General features: G+C 33.6%; 18 protein-coding genes. 16 read left to right on the top strand and 2 right to left on the bottom strand.

What is annotated here, in order from left to right; translation table 11 throughout:
* Positions 1-28: 28 nt before the first annotated feature.
* The 4 genes from N2259_01455 to N2259_01440 are packed head-to-tail and all read left to right on the top strand — an operon-like array spanning position 29 to position 3,723.
* The gene (locus N2259_01455) at positions 29-886 is read left to right on the top strand and encodes a hypothetical protein (protein ID MCX7778894.1); all 858 of its coding nucleotides are present in this window, start codon (positions 29-31) and stop codon (positions 884-886) included.
* A 3-nt stretch (positions 887-889) separates the two neighbouring features.
* Entirely contained in the window at positions 890-2,017 is a 1,128-nt protein-coding gene (locus N2259_01450) for an FtsW/RodA/SpoVE family cell cycle protein (GenBank protein MCX7778893.1), read from the top strand.
* Positions 2,018-2,038: 21 nt separating this feature from the next.
* The gene (locus tag N2259_01445; GenBank protein ID MCX7778892.1) at positions 2,039-2,689 is read left to right on the top strand and encodes a 50S ribosomal protein L25; all 651 of its coding nucleotides are present in this window, start codon (positions 2,039-2,041) and stop codon (positions 2,687-2,689) included.
* Positions 2,686-3,723: a DUF3048 domain-containing protein gene (locus N2259_01440; GenBank protein MCX7778891.1), complete on the top strand. Its 1,038-nt coding sequence runs from the start codon at positions 2,686-2,688 to the stop codon at positions 3,721-3,723. The genes N2259_01445 and N2259_01440 overlap by 4 nt, the downstream gene beginning before the upstream one ends.
* Before the next feature lie 95 nt (positions 3,724-3,818).
* Here the strand turns inward: N2259_01440 and prfA are convergent, their stop codons facing one another.
* Entirely contained in the window at positions 3,819-4,835 is a 1,017-nt protein-coding gene (gene prfA / locus N2259_01435) for a peptide chain release factor 1 (GenBank protein MCX7778890.1), read from the bottom strand.
* A complete protein-coding gene (gene rpmE, locus N2259_01430) occupies positions 4,832-5,074 on the bottom strand; it encodes a 50S ribosomal protein L31 (protein MCX7778889.1) in 243 nt (80 codons plus the stop codon). The genes prfA and rpmE overlap by 4 nt, the downstream gene beginning before the upstream one ends.
* A gap of 219 nt (positions 5,075-5,293) precedes the next feature.
* Between rpmE and rpsB the strand changes: the two genes are divergently transcribed.
* From rpsB to N2259_01370, 12 genes are all read left to right on the top strand, one after another.
* Entirely contained in the window at positions 5,294-6,094 is an 801-nt protein-coding gene (gene rpsB / locus N2259_01425) for a 30S ribosomal protein S2 (GenBank protein ID MCX7778888.1), read from the top strand.
* Positions 6,078-7,388, top strand: a complete 1,311-nt coding sequence (locus N2259_01420; protein MCX7778887.1) for a GTPase — start codon at positions 6,078-6,080, stop codon at positions 7,386-7,388. Before rpsB ends, N2259_01420 begins: the two co-directional genes overlap by 17 nt.
* A gap of 11 nt (positions 7,389-7,399) precedes the next feature.
* Positions 7,400-7,981: an elongation factor Ts gene (locus N2259_01415; GenBank protein ID MCX7778886.1), complete on the top strand. Its 582-nt coding sequence runs from the start codon at positions 7,400-7,402 to the stop codon at positions 7,979-7,981.
* An 8-nt stretch (positions 7,982-7,989) separates the two neighbouring features.
* Entirely contained in the window at positions 7,990-8,814 is an 825-nt protein-coding gene (locus tag N2259_01410; protein MCX7778885.1) for a hypothetical protein, read from the top strand.
* Positions 8,815-8,822: 8 nt separating this feature from the next.
* On the top strand, positions 8,823-9,833 hold the full coding sequence (gene gap, locus N2259_01405; GenBank protein MCX7778884.1) for a type I glyceraldehyde-3-phosphate dehydrogenase: 1,011 nt from the start codon (positions 8,823-8,825) through the stop codon (positions 9,831-9,833).
* A 48-nt stretch (positions 9,834-9,881) separates the two neighbouring features.
* Complete coding sequence (gene mraY / locus N2259_01400) at positions 9,882-10,931, top strand: phospho-N-acetylmuramoyl-pentapeptide-transferase (GenBank protein MCX7778883.1); 1,050 nt, start codon at positions 9,882-9,884, stop codon at positions 10,929-10,931.
* 81 nt (positions 10,932-11,012) lie between these two features.
* On the top strand, positions 11,013-12,383 hold the full coding sequence (gene murD, locus N2259_01395) for a UDP-N-acetylmuramoyl-L-alanine--D-glutamate ligase (GenBank protein MCX7778882.1): 1,371 nt from the start codon (positions 11,013-11,015) through the stop codon (positions 12,381-12,383).
* Positions 12,380-13,483 carry a putative lipid II flippase FtsW gene (gene ftsW, locus N2259_01390; protein MCX7778881.1) on the top strand — a complete coding sequence of 368 codons (1,104 nt, stop codon included), beginning with the start codon at positions 12,380-12,382 and terminating at the stop codon, positions 13,481-13,483. Before murD ends, ftsW begins: the two co-directional genes overlap by 4 nt.
* Before the next feature lie 25 nt (positions 13,484-13,508).
* The gene (murG, locus tag N2259_01385; protein MCX7778880.1) at positions 13,509-14,591 is read left to right on the top strand and encodes an undecaprenyldiphospho-muramoylpentapeptide beta-N-acetylglucosaminyltransferase; all 1,083 of its coding nucleotides are present in this window, start codon (positions 13,509-13,511) and stop codon (positions 14,589-14,591) included.
* A gap of 54 nt (positions 14,592-14,645) precedes the next feature.
* On the top strand, positions 14,646-15,977 hold the full coding sequence (locus N2259_01380; GenBank protein MCX7778879.1) for a glycine--tRNA ligase: 1,332 nt from the start codon (positions 14,646-14,648) through the stop codon (positions 15,975-15,977).
* Positions 15,978-15,996: 19 nt separating this feature from the next.
* Positions 15,997-16,197 carry a dodecin family protein gene (locus N2259_01375; protein ID MCX7778878.1) on the top strand — a complete coding sequence of 67 codons (201 nt, stop codon included), beginning with the start codon at positions 15,997-15,999 and terminating at the stop codon, positions 16,195-16,197.
* A gap of 8 nt (positions 16,198-16,205) precedes the next feature.
* Positions 16,206-17,471, top strand: coding sequence for an insulinase family protein (locus tag N2259_01370; GenBank protein MCX7778877.1), 1,266 nt, complete (start codon positions 16,206-16,208; stop codon positions 17,469-17,471).
* The last annotated feature ends 19 nt before the right edge of the window (positions 17,472-17,490 follow it).

Below are 17,490 nucleotides of genomic sequence, written 5' to 3'. Positions count from 1 at the left end.
ATTTTATTAAAAGCTATCAAATCTTCCTATGGACGAAGAGATAACTCTTAAAAAATTGAGAATTGCTCATTTTTTAATCACCAAAAAGAGATTGCTGAAAAAGATATTTTTTGCCACCTTCATAATCATTGATCTTCTCATTTGGTTCTATTTTTTCTATCATTTTACTCTTTATCTTATTCAAAGTAAAGAGTATCAAGAAATGGAAAAAGAATTAGGGCGGTTAGTCAACATCAACTATGAAAAACTTCATAAAAGTATTACCCCTTTAATGCCAGAAATTATTTATAGTAAAGCCATTCCTCTTGGTCGTGGTAGATATCATTTGATTTGTTTAGTTAAAAATCCCAATCAAAATTGGTATGCTCGTTCGTTGAAATATCATTTTATTTGGTCCAAGGGCGAGTCACCTTCAATGACAAAGTTTCTTTTACCAAACGAAGAAAAATTTTTAATCATTTTTAATCATCAAATTAACGAACCGCCACTTAATTTGACTTGTCAAATTGAAGAAATTGAGTGGCAACGTCTTCGTCAAGAAAAAAAATATCTTTTAGAAGTTCCAAAACAATTTTTGATTAAAAATCTTAAATATCTACCCGCCCAAGGAGAAGAAGAAAGAGATGTTACTACTTTTCAGTTTATTAATTCGACCATTTATAATTTTTGGCAAATTAATTTAATTGTCTTACTTTATCAAGGACAAGAAATTGTGGCTATCGAACGAACAAATCTTAAAGAAATTTTTAGCCAAGAAGAAAGAGAAGTAAAAATTATTTGGCCATCGTCCTTTTCCTTTGTTTCAGAGATAAAAGTTTTACCTGAAATTAACGTTTTCGATCCTCTCTCTTTTATGAGTTCGATCTTTCAACAAAAAAAAGATTAAAATATGTCAATTTTCACCGCCCTAATCAGAAAGTTTAAATCATTTGACTGGACAATATTTTTTTTATTTGTTCTGATTTTAATTTTCAGCTTGGTTATTCATTATAGCCTTTCTTTAGGTTTAGAAAAAAACGCCGCCAGTATTTTTATTAGACATCTGATTTTTATTCTTTTCGGTCTCTTTCTTTTTTTTCTTTTTAGTTTGATTGATTTCCGACTTCTCAACTTTTCTGCCTATTTACTTTATTTTTTAACACTTCTTCTCTTGATTTTAGTTTTAATTTTCGGAAAAAGTTTTCACGGCGTTAAGGGTTGGTTTTTTTTCGGTCCGGTTTATTTTCAACCAGTGGAATTGGCAAAAATTGTCTTAATTATTGTTTTAGCGAAAATTTTATCTGAAAAATTAAAAAAAGGACTGAGGTTGAAAGACTTATTCTTCAGTTTTGTGATTTTATTCTCTCTTGTTTTTCCTATTTTACTTCAACCAGACTTTGGTTCAGCCTTGGTCATCTGTGCCGTTTGGTTATTAATGATGATTTTGAACCTTAAGAAAATTAAATATCTAGGCTATATTTTTCTGATTCTCTTTTTAATTTTCCTTTTTTTCTGGCATTTTCTTTTTAAAGATTATCAGAAAGCAAGAATTATAACTTTTCTTTCTCCAACCTCAGATCCGTTAGGTCGGGGCTACCAAATTGCTCAAGCCAAAATTGCCATTGGTGCTGGCGGTCTTTTTGGTCGAGGGATTGGTGCTGGTTCTCAGGCCCAATTAAGATTTTTACCAGCCAGTCAGACAGATTTTATTTTTGCCGCCTTGGCTGAAGAGTTTGGTTTTTTGGGGGCAGGCTCCCTCCTTGTTTTATTTTTAACGTTTTTTTTAAAAATGATTAAGGTGGCAAGAAATATTTATGATGATTTTAGTTTTTTTCTTATTCTTGGTTTAGCGTTTAATATTTTGATTCAGGCTATCATTAATGTCAGCATGAACTTGGGTCTTTTACCAATTATTGGTATTCCCTTGCCCTTTATTAGTTATGGGGGGAGTGCTTTAATAATGAATTGTCTTTCCCTTGGTCTTGTTCAGAGTGCAATTATTCATCAAACATTGACAAAAAAAGAAGGCAGGGTATAATAAAAAATAATTTTTAATTTTATGCCAACTCTTAAAGTAAAATCAAGAAAAATTTTTGGCAAAAAAGTCAAAAAATTGCGCAAAGCCGGTTTGATTCCAGCCATTCTTTATGGTCACGGGAAGACGCCTCAAGCGATCGAAGTTGAAAAGATACCATTTGAAAAGATTTTTAAACAGACCGGTGAGAGCACTTTAATTGACTTAATAATTGACGATCAATTGCCAGTTAAAGCCTTAATTCATGACATTCAATACGATCCTTTAACAGAAAAAATTTCTCATATTGATTTTTATCAAGTGAAAGAAAAAGAAAAAGTAACTGTTGAAGTTGATTTGAAATTTCTTGGTGAGGCCCCAGCCGTTAAAGAAAAGGGAGGTATTCTTGTTCATCAATTGACGAAAATTAAAATAGAATGTTTACCAAAAGACTTGATTCATGAAATAGAAGTTGATCTTTCCTTATTGCGTGAATTAAATGATTTGATTAGAATTAAAGACCTAAAAACTCCAACCACTATTCGGGTTCTTCATAATTTAGAAGACGTGGTTGTTAGCGTTTCTGCGCCAAAAGTCGAAAAAGAAGAAATCAAAGGAGAAGAGGTAGTTAGTGAAGGAAAAGAGGAGACATCAATTCCCCAAACACCAGGGAGTAAAAAAGAAGAAAGTCAATGACGAAAATTTCCCTCTTTTTATTAATTATTGTTTTTTCCCTAATTCTTTTCTTATGGTTGAATAGTTATCTTTTCCATCAACCAAAAATTTATTTTAATCAAATTGAGAATCAGTCTCCAGTCTTAAGTAACGAGCAGGGAGATAAGCAGGGAGAAGGAAAAAATAACCGTCTTCTCGATGGTTCGACTGTTGAACGAAATAAAGAGAGTCTGTTACCCGTGACAGTGATTTTGGAAAATTTATCAGGTGCTCCAAAACCAAATCTTTCTTTAGCCTCAATAATCTATGAAGTACCAGTTGAAGGAGGTGTGACTCGTTTTTTAGCCATTTTTGATTTAGATAATTTACCGGAAAATTTAGGACCAATCCGATCAGCTCGGTCTTATTTTGCCGAAATTGCCGAGGAGTACAAAGCATTATTTATTCATGCCGGTGGTTCGGCAGATGTTCTTTTTAAATTAAAACAGGGCTTTTATAAACTCTTCGACCTTAATGAAATTAGTTGGCAGGGAAAATATTTTTATCGAAGTAGTGAACCTGCCCCGCACAATCTTTATATAAAAAAAGAGTCAATAGAAAAATTTTTAACCGAGCAAAAAATTAATCCAGAAGCGAAATTTGCGCCCTGGTTATTTGAGGAAAAAGAATTGGCAAAGGGAAAAATAGAAAAAATCAACCTTGCCTTTTCTCCGATTTATCAAGTCAAATGGCAGTACGATTCAAAAAATAATGAATATCAATATTGGCAAAACGGAAAAATTTATTTAGATAAAGATGGTCAAGAATTAAGAGTTAAAAATTTAATTCTTCAATACATAGAGATGACGATCATTGATGCTGAAGGGCGACGCAAAATTAAACTGACCGGCCAAGGTGAGGCGAGGGTTTTTCAAAACGGCCACGTTATCAATAGTCGGTGGCTCAAAGAAGCAGGTCGGACGCGCTTTTATGATGAGAATGGCAAAGAAATAAAATTTTTACCAGGGAAAAGTTGGCTAGGTATTATTTCAAAAAACAACAGAGTTAATTATTAAACCATCGTCACAATTAAAATCAAAAAATTTATTAAAACATTTTTTAATCAATAATTAACGTGTTAACACATTAGTTTTAGACGATAAACCAATAATTATTTTTTAAATTCCTCCACAATTTCCTCTAAATTTCCGTCCATAATTTCAGCTAAATTATACCAAGATTTATTCAGTCGATGGTCAGTGACACGATTTTGGGGAAAATTATAAGTACGGATTTTATCTGCCCGTTCAGCCTTTTTGATTTGCTCTTTTCTAGTTTGACTGATTTCTTTTTCTTTTTTTTCTTGTTCTTGAGCTAACAGCCTGGTGCGTAAAATTTTTAAAGCCTTTTCTTTATTTCTTGCCTGCGATCTTTCTTCTTGACAGGAGACAGTCAGGCCAGTTGGTAAATGAGTGATCCGCACTGCACTTTCTACCTTCTGGACATTTTGACCACCTTTGGCGGAGGCACGAAAGGTTTCAATTTTTAAATCTTCTGGTCTAATAGATATTTCACTTTCATTTGCTTCTGGTAAAATGGCCACCGAAGCAGTCGAAGTGTGAATTCGTCCTGATTTTTCGGTCACTGGAATTCTTTGGACACGATGAACGCCGGCTTCATTTTTTAAGTTTAGCCAGACATTTTGGCCAGAAACTCTAAAAATGACTTCTTTAAAACCACCGATGCCGGTACGATTGGTAGAAAATAATTCTGTTGTCCAACCTTGCTTTTCGGCAAATTTTGAATACATTCGGAATAAATCAGCGGCGAAAAGAGCCGCTTCTTCGCCGCCAGTACCGGCTCGGATTTCCACTATCACACTTTTGTTTTCTAATTTTTCTTCTCCGGCAAGTTCTTTTTCTAGCTTTTCTTTTTCTTTTTTTAACCTTTCCAACTCTTTTTCGGCTAAGACTAGTAATTCTTCATCACGGTCTTCGTTTAAAATTTTTTCTGTCTCATTAATTTCTTTTTTAATTTTTTCAATCTTTTCTAAAACAACTAATGTCTTTTTTATTTTTTGATATTCTTTTTGAAGGACAGCTAATTTTTCAGGACAATTAAAAACTTGGGGATCATTAAAATCCTGTTCCATTTTTTTTATTTTATTTTTTAGTTCTTCAATTGTCATTTTTTCTTTCCTTCTTTTTTCTCCAGCAATTTTTTCTTTGCTAATCGTTTCTGAAACTTTTCTAATTGACCAGCCGTGTCAATAAATTTTTGTTTCCCCGTATAAAAAGGATGACATTGCGAACAAATTTCGACATGCATTTCTTTGACTGTTGAACCGACCTTCATGACATTGCCGCAACTACAAATGATTTTTGCTTCTGGATAGGGATAGTATTGATTTTTTTCTTTTTTTGCCATAATTTTATATAAAGAAGCCTTGTTTTGTTATGAGAACGTTGAAATTGTTAGATCTCTGGGTCAATCTTTGTGACAGAAAGTCGTTCATATTGGTATCAGAAAACAAGAAAATTATATTATTTTGATAAACTAATTATACACAATTTTTTCATTTTGACAAACAATGATAATATGTTATACTTTTTTTCTTAAAATTAAAATAACTTTTTCTTAAAATTTATGGTTAATATTCCTACCGAAGAAGAATTGTTTGAGGCGATGGTTCATTTTGGTCATCAAGCAAGGAAGTGCCATCCCAAAATGGCGCCATATTTATACACGATAAAAAATAATGTTCATTTAATCGATTTAGAGAAAACACGTCAAGCTCTAGTTAAAGTGTTAGATTTTGTTAAAAGGGTTGTTGAGCAAAATGGCCAGATTTTATTTGTTGGCACTAAACCAGCCGCTCAAGTCATTGTCAAAAAATATGCTGAAGAAGTCAAGATGCCCTACATCGTTGAGCGTTGGTTGGCTGGTCTGTTGACAAATTTTTCTGTGGTTTCTCAGTTAATTCAAAAATTAAAAAAAATGGAAGAAGAAAAAGAATCAGGTGAATGGGATAAATATCCAAAAAAAGAAAGAATGAAGTTAGAAAAAGAGCTCAACCGATTAAATAATTTTGTTGGTGGTTTAAGAAATTTAGAGAAAATTCCTGAAGCAATTTATATTATTGATCTTCGGTATGAAAAGACAGCCGTTCGAGAAGCGAAAAAAGCCAAAATTAAAAGTATTGGTTTAGTTGATACCAATTGTGACCCAACTTTAGTTGACTATCCTATTCCTGGCAACGATGATGCTATCAAATCCATTGAAATTGTTACTAGGTTAATTACTGAGGCAATTCAAGAAGGACAAAAAGAAATCAACACTGTTACCAAAAATGGATCCGTTTCTCTTTTGTCAGTGGATGTGTCAGATAAAAAAAATAAGAAACTCAAAAATAAAGAAGAATCAAAAAACGATGCTACAAAAAATTAAAAAAATTATTATCATTGGTGCGGCCGGACGAGATTTTCATAATTTTTTAGTTTATTTTAAAGACAACCCTGAATATAGAGTCGTCTGTTTTACCGCTGCTCAAATTCCCGGCATTGAAAAGAGACATTATCCAGCTTCTTTAGCTGGCAAACTCTATCCGCGAGGCATTCCTATTTATCCAGAAAAAGATTTAGTTAAATTAGTGAAAAAATTTAAAGTTGATGAAATTGTCTTCTCTTATTCCGATGTTTCTTACCAAAAAATTATGAACCTTGCTTCTTCAGCTATGGCGGTAGGGGCGAGTTTTAGATTATTAGGACCGAGACAAACGATGATTATTTCGAGAAGAAAGGTTATTGCTGTTTGTGCAACGAGGACCGGAGCTGGCAAATCGATGGTTTCGAGAACCGTTTTAAAAATCTTAAGAAAAAGGGATTATCGGGTGGCTGTTATCCGTCATCCCATGCCCTACGATCCTAATTTGAAAAGACAGGAGGTTCAAAAATTTTCTACTTACGAAGATTTAAATTATTATCGAGCAACCATTGAAGAAAGAGAGGAATACGAGCCATATCTTGAGGACGGTGCTTCAATTTATGCCGGCATTGATTATCAAAAGATTTTAAAAGCAGCAGAAAAAGAGGCTGAGATTATCTTGTGGGATGGGGGTAATAATGATTTTTCCTTTATTCAACCAAATTTCTATATTACAGTGGCAGATCCACATCGGGTTGGTGATGAGCTTAATTATTGGCCAAGCGCTATAAATTTAATTCTTTCTGATTTAGTTATTATTTCAAAAATTTCGACCGCTTCAAAAAAATCAGCCAGAAAGATGATTGAGAATATTCGTCTTTTAAATCAAAAGGCAAAAATTATTCAAGCTAAATCAGAAACAAAACTTTCTCAGCCAGAATTAATTAAAGGGAAAAATGTTTTAATCGTAGAGGACGCGCCAACAATTACTCATGGTGAGGCTGAAAGCTATGGTCTCTTATTAGCTAAAAAATTTAAAGCTAAAAAAATTATTTCGCCTCAAAATTTTGTTGTCGGAGAGATTAAGAAAACATTTCAAAAATATCCTTACCTTCAAGTTGTCCCAACAATGGGTTATAGCCAGAAACAAATGAAAGATTTAGAAAAAACCATCAATCGAGCACAATGTGATACTGTTTTAGCCGTTACTTCAGCTGATCTTTCTCGCCTGATTCAATCAAATAAACCAATTGTAAAAGTAAGAAATGAATTTGACCAAAAGACATTTAGACAGATAGAAAAAATATTACCCTTTTAAAATTGAAAATTATGGAATTTAATTTAATTAAACAATTAAAAGAAAAAACCGGCGCCGGCTTTCAGGATTGTCAGAGAGCCTTAGCAGAAACAAAAGGCGATCTTGTTAAGGCTGAAGAAGTTTTGAGAAAAAGAGGGCAAAAAATTATTGCTTCTAAAACCAATCGATTGACCAAATCAGGCATCATCGGCGTCTACCTTCATTCTAATGAAAAAATCGCTGCCCTAGTTGAGCTAACTTGTGAGACAGATTTCGTTGCTAGAAATAAAGAATTTAAAGAATTAGCTCATGATTTAGCCATGCAAGTGGCGGCGACGAACCCTCTTTACTTAAGACCGGAAGATATTCCTCATGAGATTGTAGAAAAAGAAAAAGAAATTTATCAAGCTGAGCTGGCGAGAGAAAAAAAACCGACTAAAATTTTAGAGAAAATTATTGAAGGAAAATTAGAAAAATTTTACGAAACAGTTTGCCTTTTAAACCAACCGTTTATTAAAGATGAAAAAATAAAAATTGTCGATTTGATTAAAAATAAGATTGCCAAATTAAGAGAAAATATTCAAATTAAAAGATTTATCAGGTTTGAAATTTAGATTAATCTATGGTCGTGCAAATTAAACTTGCTCCCTGGGATAAAATTTTTGAATTTTCTGATTCTTCTTTGACAAAAAAAATTAAAATTACCGACCTTAAAATTGGCAACTGGTTTGTCGTAAAAATTGACTCACATACTGATTTAGGCAGAATAGTCGAGATTTTAGAAAAGACAAAAGATGAAGAAAAGGTAAAAGAAGAAAAAGGAAATTTGCTGGTTCGAAAAGCAAATCATGCCGATCTTAAAAAGATGGAAGAAAAAAAGAAAAGAGTGAAAGAAATTTTAATCAAAGCAAGTGCCATTGTCAAAAAACATCATCTACCAATGAAATTGATTGACGCTCATCTTTCGCTTGATGCTGGACAAATCGTTTTTGCCTTTTCTTCTGCAGAAAGAATTGATTTTCGTAATTTAGTCAAAGATTTATCAAAAGAGTTTCATAAATCAATTAGAATGCATCAAGTTGGACCAAGGGAAGAAATGAAATTTTTTTCTGGCTTTGGTCCCTGTGGTCAGAAACTTTGTTGTGTTGCCTTTTTAAAAAATTTAGGTGGCGTCATGACTAGTTTAATTAAAGAACAGAATCTTGACCATCGGGGAGTAGAGAGACTTTCTGGTCTTTGTGGTCGTCTTAAATGTTGTCTTTCATTTGAAACAGAAGTCTATAAAGAATTAGCGAAAAACTTCCCTCTCATTGGAACAAAAGTTAAAATTGACAATCAAGAAGGAGAGGTGGTTGGTTGGCATATTTTAAAAGAAACCGTTGACCTAAAAATTGATCAAGATAAAATTATAGAAGTACCATTAGAAAAATTAAAAATTAAAAGTTAAAAATTAAAATTATGACTAAAATTGCCATCAATGGTTTTGGCCGGATTGGTCGATTAGCCTTCAGAATTGCCTTAGAAAAGGGTCTTAAGATTGTTGCTATTAATGATCTAACCGAAACAAAGGTTTTAGCCCATCTTTTAAAGTACGATTCTCTCTATGGTCGCTACGAAAAAGAAGTCAGTTTTGACGAAAAAAATCTTATCGTTGACGGAAAAAAGATAAAAGTTTTTGCCGAAAAAGATCCAGCCAATTTACCCTGGAGAGAGCTTGGCATTGATATTGTTTTAGAATCTTCAGGAGTTTTCACCCATCGAGAAGGGGCCGAAAAACACCTTCAGGCCGGCGCAAAAAGAGTGATTATTTCTGCCCCACCGAAAACTCCAGACATTCCAACTTATATTTTGGGCGTTAACGAAGAAAAGTTTAATCCGAAAAAAGATTTAATTATTTCTAATTCTTCTTGTACGACCAATTGTTTAGCGCCAATCGTCAAAATTATCCATCAGAATTTTATTATTCAGAAAGGATTTTTTACCACTACTCATGCCTACACCAATGATCAGCGACTGCTTGACCTTTCTCATCAAGATTTAAGAAGGGCAAGGGCAGCAAATTTATCAATTATTCCCACCTCAACTGGTGCTGCCAAGTCCATCAATGAAGTCATACCAGAACTGAAAGGAAAATTAGACGGTCTTGCTTTAAGAGTACCAGTGCCAACCGTTAGTCTTCTTGACTTAATTTGTGTAGTGAAGAAAGAGACTAATCAAAATGAATTAAACAATCTGTTTAAGAAAGCAACAACTGGTCGATTAAAAGGAATTTTATCAGTCATTGAAGAACCTTTGGTTTCCGTTGACTTAAAGGGGAGTCCTTATTCCGCCATTATTGATCTTTCCTTAACGATGGTTAACAGAAACCTCATTAAAGTTGTTGCCTGGTATGATAATGAATGGGGTTATGCTTGTCGGTATGTGGAAATGGTAGAGTACATTTTAAAGAAGTTAAAGAAAATCTAAATTTCAAAATCCAAATGACAAATATTAGAGATTTAGCCCTATTGAGCTATGGAATTGCTGGCTATTATTAAAATTATTTTTTTAACGATTGTTGCTTTTCTTTTAGCCATTGCCTGGCTGCCGTTTTTAATTAACTTTCTTTATAAATACAAACTTGGCAAAAAGATTCGTAATAATGGCCAGACGCCAATCTATACTCAACTTCATCAGAAAAAAGCTGGTACCCCGACGATGGGCGGATTGATTATTTGGTTAACGACTCTTTTTTTAATTCTGATAATTTTTTTTCTTTGGCAGACGACTGGTCATGAAATTTTTAAAATTTTAAATTTTTTAGTGCGAAAAGAAACATTTCTACCTTTAGGTGTTTTAGTTGCCTCAGCTATAGTTGGCTTAATTGATGATTTAATCGATGTCAGAAAGGGTGAGTTGGGTAAGGGTGGTTTAAGAATGAGGCATCGTTTAATTCTTTATACCTTAATCGCCGCTATTGGTGCCTGGTGGTTTTTTGATAAACTAGAATGGACAACTATTCACCTTCCATTTCTTGGCAATTTTGAAATCGGTTGGTGGTACATTCCACTTTTTATTTTTGTCATTGTCGCCACTTCATTTTCCGTCAATGAAACGGACGGATTAGATGGCTTGGCTGGTGGTTTATTGTTAATTGCTTTTTTAAGTTATGGTCTCATTGCCTTTTTACAAGAAAAGACTAATTTGGCTACTTTCTGTGGGGTAATTATTGGCGGCCTGATTGCTTTTCTTTGGCATAACATTTATCCAGCCAGGTTTTTTATGGGCGATACGGGGGCAATGGGTTTAGGTGTTACCCTGGGTGTTATTGCCATGCTAACTAACACCGTGATTTTACTGCCGATTATTTGTTTCCCTTTTGTTTTAGAATCACTTTCCGTCATTATTCAAGTTATTTCTAAAAAAATTTTTCACCGTAAAGTTTTTCTTTCTACCCCTCTTCATCATCATTTAGAGGCAAGAGGACTACCTGAGCCAAAAATTGTTATGCGCTTTTGGCTTATTGGTGGTATTTGCGCTGCTTTCGGTCTAATGATATTTTTGATTGAGAGATTGTTGGTTTGATTTTTAGATGCAGTTACACTCAATCTTGTCTCGTATTATTAAAAGTCGCCAAAAAGGCGATTTTTTGGTAGAATATAATCTATGGATTTTCAAAATCTCAAAAATAAAAAGGTGGTGGTTATGGGTCTTGGTTTATTAGGCGGGGGGGTAGAAACGGCCAAATGGTTGGTCAAGAAAGGTGCTCGAGTTTTAGTGACCGATTTAAAAACAAAAAATCAATTAAAAAAATCGTTAAATGACTTAAAAGGTTTATCGGTTAAATATATTTTAGGTAGACATCGAGAAGAAGATTTTAAGAAGGCTGATTTGATTATCAAGAACCCCGGCGTGCCCAAAGAATCAAAATTTTTAAAAATTGCCAGAAAAAATAAAATTCCAATTGAAACAGACATTTCTATTTTTTTTAGATTATTTAAGGGTAAAATTATTGGCGTCACCGGTACAAAAGGAAAATCAACGACAACTTTTTTAATTTACCAACTTTTTAAAAAGGCTGGTCAAAAAGTCTTTTTAGGCGGAAATATTGGCCAATCACCACTTTCTTATTTAGATCAAAATTATCCTTTAGCCGTTTTAGAACTTTCTTCATGGCAGCTTGAAGATTTGGCTCATTTAAAACGAAGTCCAGCCGTGGCGGTTGTGACAACTATTTTTCAAGATCATCTTGATCGTTATAAAAATTTTCAAGAATATCTGAGAGCAAAAAAATTAATTTTAAAATGGCAAAAGAAAAATGACTTTGTTATTTTAAATTATGACAACCCTTTGGTGAGAAGATTTGCTACTGAGGCAAAAAGCCAGGTTTTTTATTTTTCTAAAAAATTTTTAAAGAACAATAATAGTGTTTTTATCAAAAATCAAAAAATATTTACTCGCTTTCAAGGCAGAGAGAAAAAAATTATTGCTCTAAAAGAGATAAAGAATAATTGCAATTTAGAAAATATCTTAGCGGCTGTTTCTGTTGGCATTGTCGCTAACCTTTCTTTGAGAGCAATTAAAATGGCGGTAAAAAATTTTAAAAGTTTAGCCAATCGATTAGAACTGATTCGAAAAGTGGAAGGAGTAAAATATTATAATGATACGACAGCCACGATTCCTGAAGCCGCTATCAATGCTTTAAATAATTTTCCGACTGGTCGGATTATTCTTATTTCTGGCGGCGCTGATAAAAAATTAAATTTCAAAAAATTTGCTCAAGAAATTAAAAAAAGGTGTAAGAAAGTCATTCTTCTTCCCGGTACAGCTACCCCTAAGATAAAAAAAGAGTTATTGATGGTTGGCTATAAATTATTCATTGAAGCGAAGACTATGAAAGAAGCAGTGGGTAAAGCAAAAAAAATTGCTGAGAAGGGCGATGTTGTTCTTCTTTCGCCCGGTTGTGCCAGCTTTGGTCTTTTTCAAAATATTTATGACCGAGCCAAAAAATTTATTCAGGCAGTAGAAAAAATATGAAAAAAACACCTCATGCGCCAGATTATTTTTTAATCGTTTTAATTTTTATTCTTTTAATCATTGGTCTAATTTTTTTAGCCTCAGCCAGTTGGGTCATGGGTTATAAAAACTTCCAAGATCCAGATTATTATTTAAAACACCAGATTTTTTACGGCCTTTTGCCAGGCCTATTATTTTTCTTTATTTTTGCTTTAATTCGTTATCAATTCTGGCGAAAATTGAGCCTCCTTTCACTTATTTTTTCCATTGTGCTTCTTCTGGCTGTTTTTATTCCTGGCTTAGGTATTAAGGGCCAAGCTCATCGTTGGCTTAATTTGAGAGTCTTTTCTTTTCAGCCAATCGAAGTTTTAAAATTAAGCCTCATTTTATTTTTGGCTTACTTTTTTGAGAAAAAAGAGGCGACAATTAAAAATTTTTCTTCTACCTTCTTACCATTTATTTTTATCTTGGGCCTTATTTCTTTTTTAATTATTAAACAACCCAATTTTAGTGGTTTAATGATTGTCCTCTTAATTTCTCTCTCAATCTATTTTGTTGCTGGTGCTAATTTGATTTATTTATTTCTCGTTTTTTGCTTGTTAGCTATCTTTTCACCTCTTTTTCTTAAATTCTTTCCCTATCTCAAAAACCGACTTTTAACCTTTATTTCTCCTGGTCTTGAGCCACAAGGAATCTCTTATCATCTTCAACAAGCTCTAATTGCCATTGGTTCTGGTGGTTTGTTTGGCCGGGGACTTGGCCGTTCTGGTCAGAAATTTTTCTACCTGCCAGAAGTTTTTGGTGATTCTATTTTTGCCGTGATGGCTGAAGAGTTGGGGTTTGTTTTGACTAGTTTAGTGGTTGTCTTGTTTTTTCTTTTAATCTGGCGTGGTTTAAAAATTGCTAAAAATGCCCCCGATCTCTTTTCTCGATTAGTCGGGGTTGGCATTGTTTCTTGGTTTGGCTTTCAAACTTTTATCAATATTGGGGCAATGCTCAAACTTTTACCTTTAACTGGTGTTCCCTTACCTTTAATTAGTTATGGTGGCAGCGCTTTAATAGCCAATTTAGCCGCTTTTGGTATCTTGGTGAATATTTCTAAAAAAACTCAAGAATTATAAATTACTCAATCGTTAAAATAATTATATGAAGGTGGTTTTAACCGGCGGTGGTAGTGGTGGTTCCGTGGCGCCACTTTTAGCCATCGCCGAAGAAATTAGAAAAAGAAAACCAGAAACAGAATTTTTATTTATTGGCACGCGAAAAGGAAAGCCGGAAAAAGAGATGGTTCAAGATTATCATTTCTCTTTTAAAGGAATTTTTGCTGGTAAACTTCGACGATATTTTTCCTTAAGAAATTTTCTTGATCCCCTTCTCATTTTTTTAGGTTTCTGGCAGGCGCTATTTTTACTGCTTTCTTTTCGGCCAAAAATGATTATTTCAGCCGGTGGTTTCGTCGCCGTCCCAGTGGTTATTGCTGGCTGGTTCTTAAAAATTCCTTCCTTGATTCATCAGCAAGATATTATTCCCAGCTTGACTAATAAAATTTTAATTCCTTTCGCCAAAAAAATTACCGTTTCTTTTGATAAGTCTTTAAATGATTTTCCGAAAGGTAAAACTATTTTAACCGGTCAGCCAATCAGAGAAATGATTTTTAAAGGTGACAAAGAAAAAGCCATACAAAAATTTAACTTAGAAAAAAATTTACCAACTTTATTGGTTTTGGGTGGCGGGACCGGTGCCGCGATCTTGAATGAATTGATTTGGCGAAACCTTGAAAGGTTAACAAAAATTTGTCAAATTATTCATCTGACCGGTCCAGGAAAGGCAAAAATTGGTAATTGGCCATCAAAAATTAAAAATTTTAGATATCATACTTATGAATTTTTGACTGATGAAATAGCTGATGCTTATGCTGTAGCGGATTTAGTTGTTTCTCGGGCAGGGATCAATGTTCTTTCTGAATTAGCAGTTTTAGGCAAACCAACAATAGTTATTCCCATTCCCAACTCTCACCAAGAAGCAAATGCCAAATATTTTGCTGAAAAAAAAGCAGTGATAGTTTTGAATCAAAAAGAATTAACCGACGAAAAACTTTTTCACGAAATTAAAAAAATGATTGACCATCAGGAGGAGAGAAAAAATTTAGGAGAAAGAATGAAAGAAATAATACTCAAAAATTCAAGAGAAAAAATCTTTGCCTCATTAATTAAGCTTGGAAAATTTTAGGATAGATAAAAAATATCCTTCCTTTTTTTATTAACTTTGTTAAAATAATTAAATATGACTAATGAATCTTTAATGGAAAAAATAATTTCGCTTTCTAAACGGCGTGGTTTTATCTTTCCTTCTTCAGAAATCTATGGTGGTTTTGAGAGTGGGTATGATTACGGACCATTAGGCGTGGAATTAAAAAATAACCTTAAAAAAGTTTGGTGGAAAAATATCGTTCAAGAAAGAAAAGAAATCGTTGGTCTTGATGCTGCTATTCTGATGAACCCAAAAGTTTGGGAGGCGAGTGGCCACCTCTCGGCTGGTTTTGCTGATTGTTTAGTTGAATGTAAAAATTGCCATAAAAGATTTAAAGAGACTGAGACAGGGAATAGGTGTCCGGTTTGTGGCGGTGAATTTTTGCCAGCTCGTAAATTTAATTTAATGATGAAAACTTATGTTGGACCAATTGAAGATGAAAGTGCTGTGACTTATTTACGAGCCGAAACTTGTCAAGGAATTTATATGAATTTTTTAAATGTCTTAAATGTTAGTCGACTGAAAATTCCTTTTGGTATCGCTCAGATCGGCAAATCATTTCGCAACGAAATTACGCCAAGCAATTTTATTTTCCGTACCCGCGAATTTGAACAAATGGAGATGCAATTTTTTGTCAGACCATCAGAAGCAGAAAAATGGTATGAATATTGGAAGAAAGAGAGATTAAATTGGTATTTGAATCTAGGTATTAAAAAAGAAAATATTAAACTTCAGGAACACAAGAAAGAAGAATTAGCTCATTATGCCAAGGCCGGTTGCGATATTGTCTATCATTTTCCCTTCGGTTGGCAAGAGATTGAAGGTATTCACAACCGTGGTGATTGGGATTTATCTCGTCATAGCAAATATTCTGGACAAGATCTTTCTTACTTTGATCCAATCACTCAAGAGAGATATATTCCCTATATTATCGAAACTTCCGGTGGCATTGACCGGGCACTTTTGACTTTTTTGATTGATGCTTATCAAGAGGTAAAAGGCGGACGGACAACAACAACTAAGGCCAGTAAAGAAGTAGAAGTGGTTTTAAAATTAGATAAAAATTTAGCCCCCATAAAAATTGCTATTTTCCCTTTAGTGAAAAAAGAGCCGTTAATTAAATTAGCCCAAGAAATTTATCAAGATTTAAAAAAATATTGGCTCGTTGATTACGATGAAACAGATTCGATTGGTCGCCGTTATCGTCGCCAAGATGAAATTGGCACACCTTATGCCGTTACTATTGACTTTGAAAGTATAAATGATCAAAAGGTAACCGTTCGCGATCGTGATACGATGAAACAAGAGAGGGTAGAGATTAAAAATTTAAGAAAATATTTTTTTGATAAATTTTATTCTTTTTAATTAATTTAATTAAAATTTTATGGCCGTGGTCAAAATTATTGAACTTGTTAGTACTTCCAAAAAATCTTTTGAAGACGCTATTCGACGAGCCGTCCAAAGAACAACAAAGACCGTTAGAAATGTAACTGGAGCTGATGTTGTTCGCCAAAAGGTAGTGATTAAAAATGGTAAGATTGTTGAGTATCGTGTTAACCTTAAAATTGCTTTTGTTGTTGAATAAAATTTTTTATGTTTATTCAGTCAAGACTTTCCAATGGTGCCAAAGTAATTTTAGCCCCCATGAAGAATACTAAGGCGGTCACTGCCTTAGCACTGTTGCCCTTCGGCTCGCGTTACGAAAAAAAAGAAGAAAATGGTCAGGCTCATTTTATTGAACACATGCTTTTTAAAGGGACAAAAAATCGACCGAGTACTTTAGCTATTTCTCAAGAACTTGACTCCTTAGGAGCTGACTATAATGCTTTTACTTCTCGCGAGTCAACGGGTTACTGGATAAAAATTTTAAAAGAGAACCTGAATCAATCTTTAGACATCCTAGCGGATATCTTTTTTAATTCACTTTTTGAACCAAAAGAATTAGAAAAAGAAAAAACCGTTATTTTAGAAGAAATTCGTTTTTATCAAGATAATCCGAGTTTTTATATCTCGGATCTTTTTTATGAAACATTTTTTGGCGATCATCCCTTGGGCCGAAATATCGCTGGCTGCCCAGAAACAATAATGAGCGTCAATCAGGAAAAACTTCTCAATTTTAAAGAAAAAATCTACCAACCAAATAACCTTCTTTTGGTTTTAGCTGGAGCGGTTGGTAAAAAAGATTTTTGTTTAGTTGAAAAATATTTCGGTCGGAAAGGGAGGGGAGAGAAGAGAAAATTTGAAAAATTTACCCTTCAACCTCATTTACCAAAAATAAAAATTGCTCATCGACCAACTGAACAAGTTCAAATGATGATTGGTTTTCCAGGCCTTTCTTATTTTTCACCAGCAATTGAAGTGTTGGAAATTTTTTCTACTCTTTTTGGTGGCAATATGAGTTCGCGTCTTTTTCAAGAAGTAAGGGTAAAAAGAGGTCTAGCTTACTCAGTTGGCTGTAGCGGCATCTCTTTTTATGAAACTGGTCTTTTGACTATTGAGGCTGGCATTGATCCAAAAAAAGTGGCAGAGACGTTGGAAGTAATAGTTGAAGAAATTAGAAAAATAAAAAAAGAAGGACCAAGCGAAAGAGAGGTTGAACAAACCAAAGATTACCTTATCAGAAAAATAAAACTTAATTTAGAAGATTCGCAGACTATGGCTGGTTGGTATGGTCATCAGGCACTTTATTTAAGAAAAATTGAGACACCCGAAGAAAAATTTAGAAAAATTAAAAAGGTAACAAAAGAGCAGATTAAAAAACTTGGGCAAAGAATTTTTAATCAAAATTTTATCAGTTTAGCTTTGGTTGGTCCACTTCAGGAAGAAAAGTCATTTTTAGAAATACTCAAAAATGTTTAAAAAACTGACGGTCAGCAGA

Source organism: Patescibacteria group bacterium, assembly GCA_026417895.1.
Lineage (GTDB): Bacteria > Patescibacteriota > Patescibacteriia > UBA2591 > CALHIP01 > CALHIP01.
The sequence above is the reverse complement of the archived record's forward strand: the minus strand, read 5'-3'. Positions and strand labels throughout refer to the sequence as shown.

Excerpts from the sequence above, each read along its gene's own strand:
- mraY (MCX7778883.1), top strand. The coding sequence starts at position 9,882 with ATGGAATTGCTGGCTATTATTAAAATTATTTTTTTAACGATTGTTGCT.
- N2259_01450 (MCX7778893.1), top strand. The coding sequence starts at position 890 with ATGTCAATTTTCACCGCCCTAATCAGAAAGTTTAAATCATTTGACTGG.
- N2259_01420 (MCX7778887.1), top strand. The coding sequence starts at position 6,078 with ATGCTACAAAAAATTAAAAAAATTATTATCATTGGTGCGGCCGGACGA.
- N2259_01410 (MCX7778885.1), top strand. The coding sequence starts at position 7,990 with ATGGTCGTGCAAATTAAACTTGCTCCCTGGGATAAAATTTTTGAATTT.
- murD (MCX7778882.1), top strand. The coding sequence starts at position 11,013 with ATGGATTTTCAAAATCTCAAAAATAAAAAGGTGGTGGTTATGGGTCTT.
- murG (MCX7778880.1), top strand. The coding sequence starts at position 13,509 with ATGAAGGTGGTTTTAACCGGCGGTGGTAGTGGTGGTTCCGTGGCGCCA.
- N2259_01440 (MCX7778891.1), top strand. The coding sequence starts at position 2,686 with ATGACGAAAATTTCCCTCTTTTTATTAATTATTGTTTTTTCCCTAATT.
- N2259_01415 (MCX7778886.1), top strand. The coding sequence starts at position 7,400 with ATGGAATTTAATTTAATTAAACAATTAAAAGAAAAAACCGGCGCCGGC.
- N2259_01455 (MCX7778894.1), top strand. The coding sequence starts at position 29 with ATGGACGAAGAGATAACTCTTAAAAAATTGAGAATTGCTCATTTTTTA.
- ftsW (MCX7778881.1), top strand. The coding sequence starts at position 12,380 with ATGAAAAAAACACCTCATGCGCCAGATTATTTTTTAATCGTTTTAATT.
- N2259_01375 (MCX7778878.1), top strand. The coding sequence starts at position 15,997 with ATGGCCGTGGTCAAAATTATTGAACTTGTTAGTACTTCCAAAAAATCT.
- rpsB (MCX7778888.1), top strand. The coding sequence starts at position 5,294 with ATGGTTAATATTCCTACCGAAGAAGAATTGTTTGAGGCGATGGTTCAT.
- N2259_01445 (MCX7778892.1), top strand. The coding sequence starts at position 2,039 with ATGCCAACTCTTAAAGTAAAATCAAGAAAAATTTTTGGCAAAAAAGTC.
- N2259_01370 (MCX7778877.1), top strand. The coding sequence starts at position 16,206 with ATGTTTATTCAGTCAAGACTTTCCAATGGTGCCAAAGTAATTTTAGCC.
- prfA (MCX7778890.1), bottom strand. The coding sequence starts at position 4,835 with ATGACAATTGAAGAACTAAAAAATAAAATAAAAAAAATGGAACAGGAT.
- rpmE (MCX7778889.1), bottom strand. The coding sequence starts at position 5,074 with ATGGCAAAAAAAGAAAAAAATCAATACTATCCCTATCCAGAAGCAAAA.
- N2259_01380 (MCX7778879.1), top strand. The coding sequence starts at position 14,646 with ATGACTAATGAATCTTTAATGGAAAAAATAATTTCGCTTTCTAAACGG.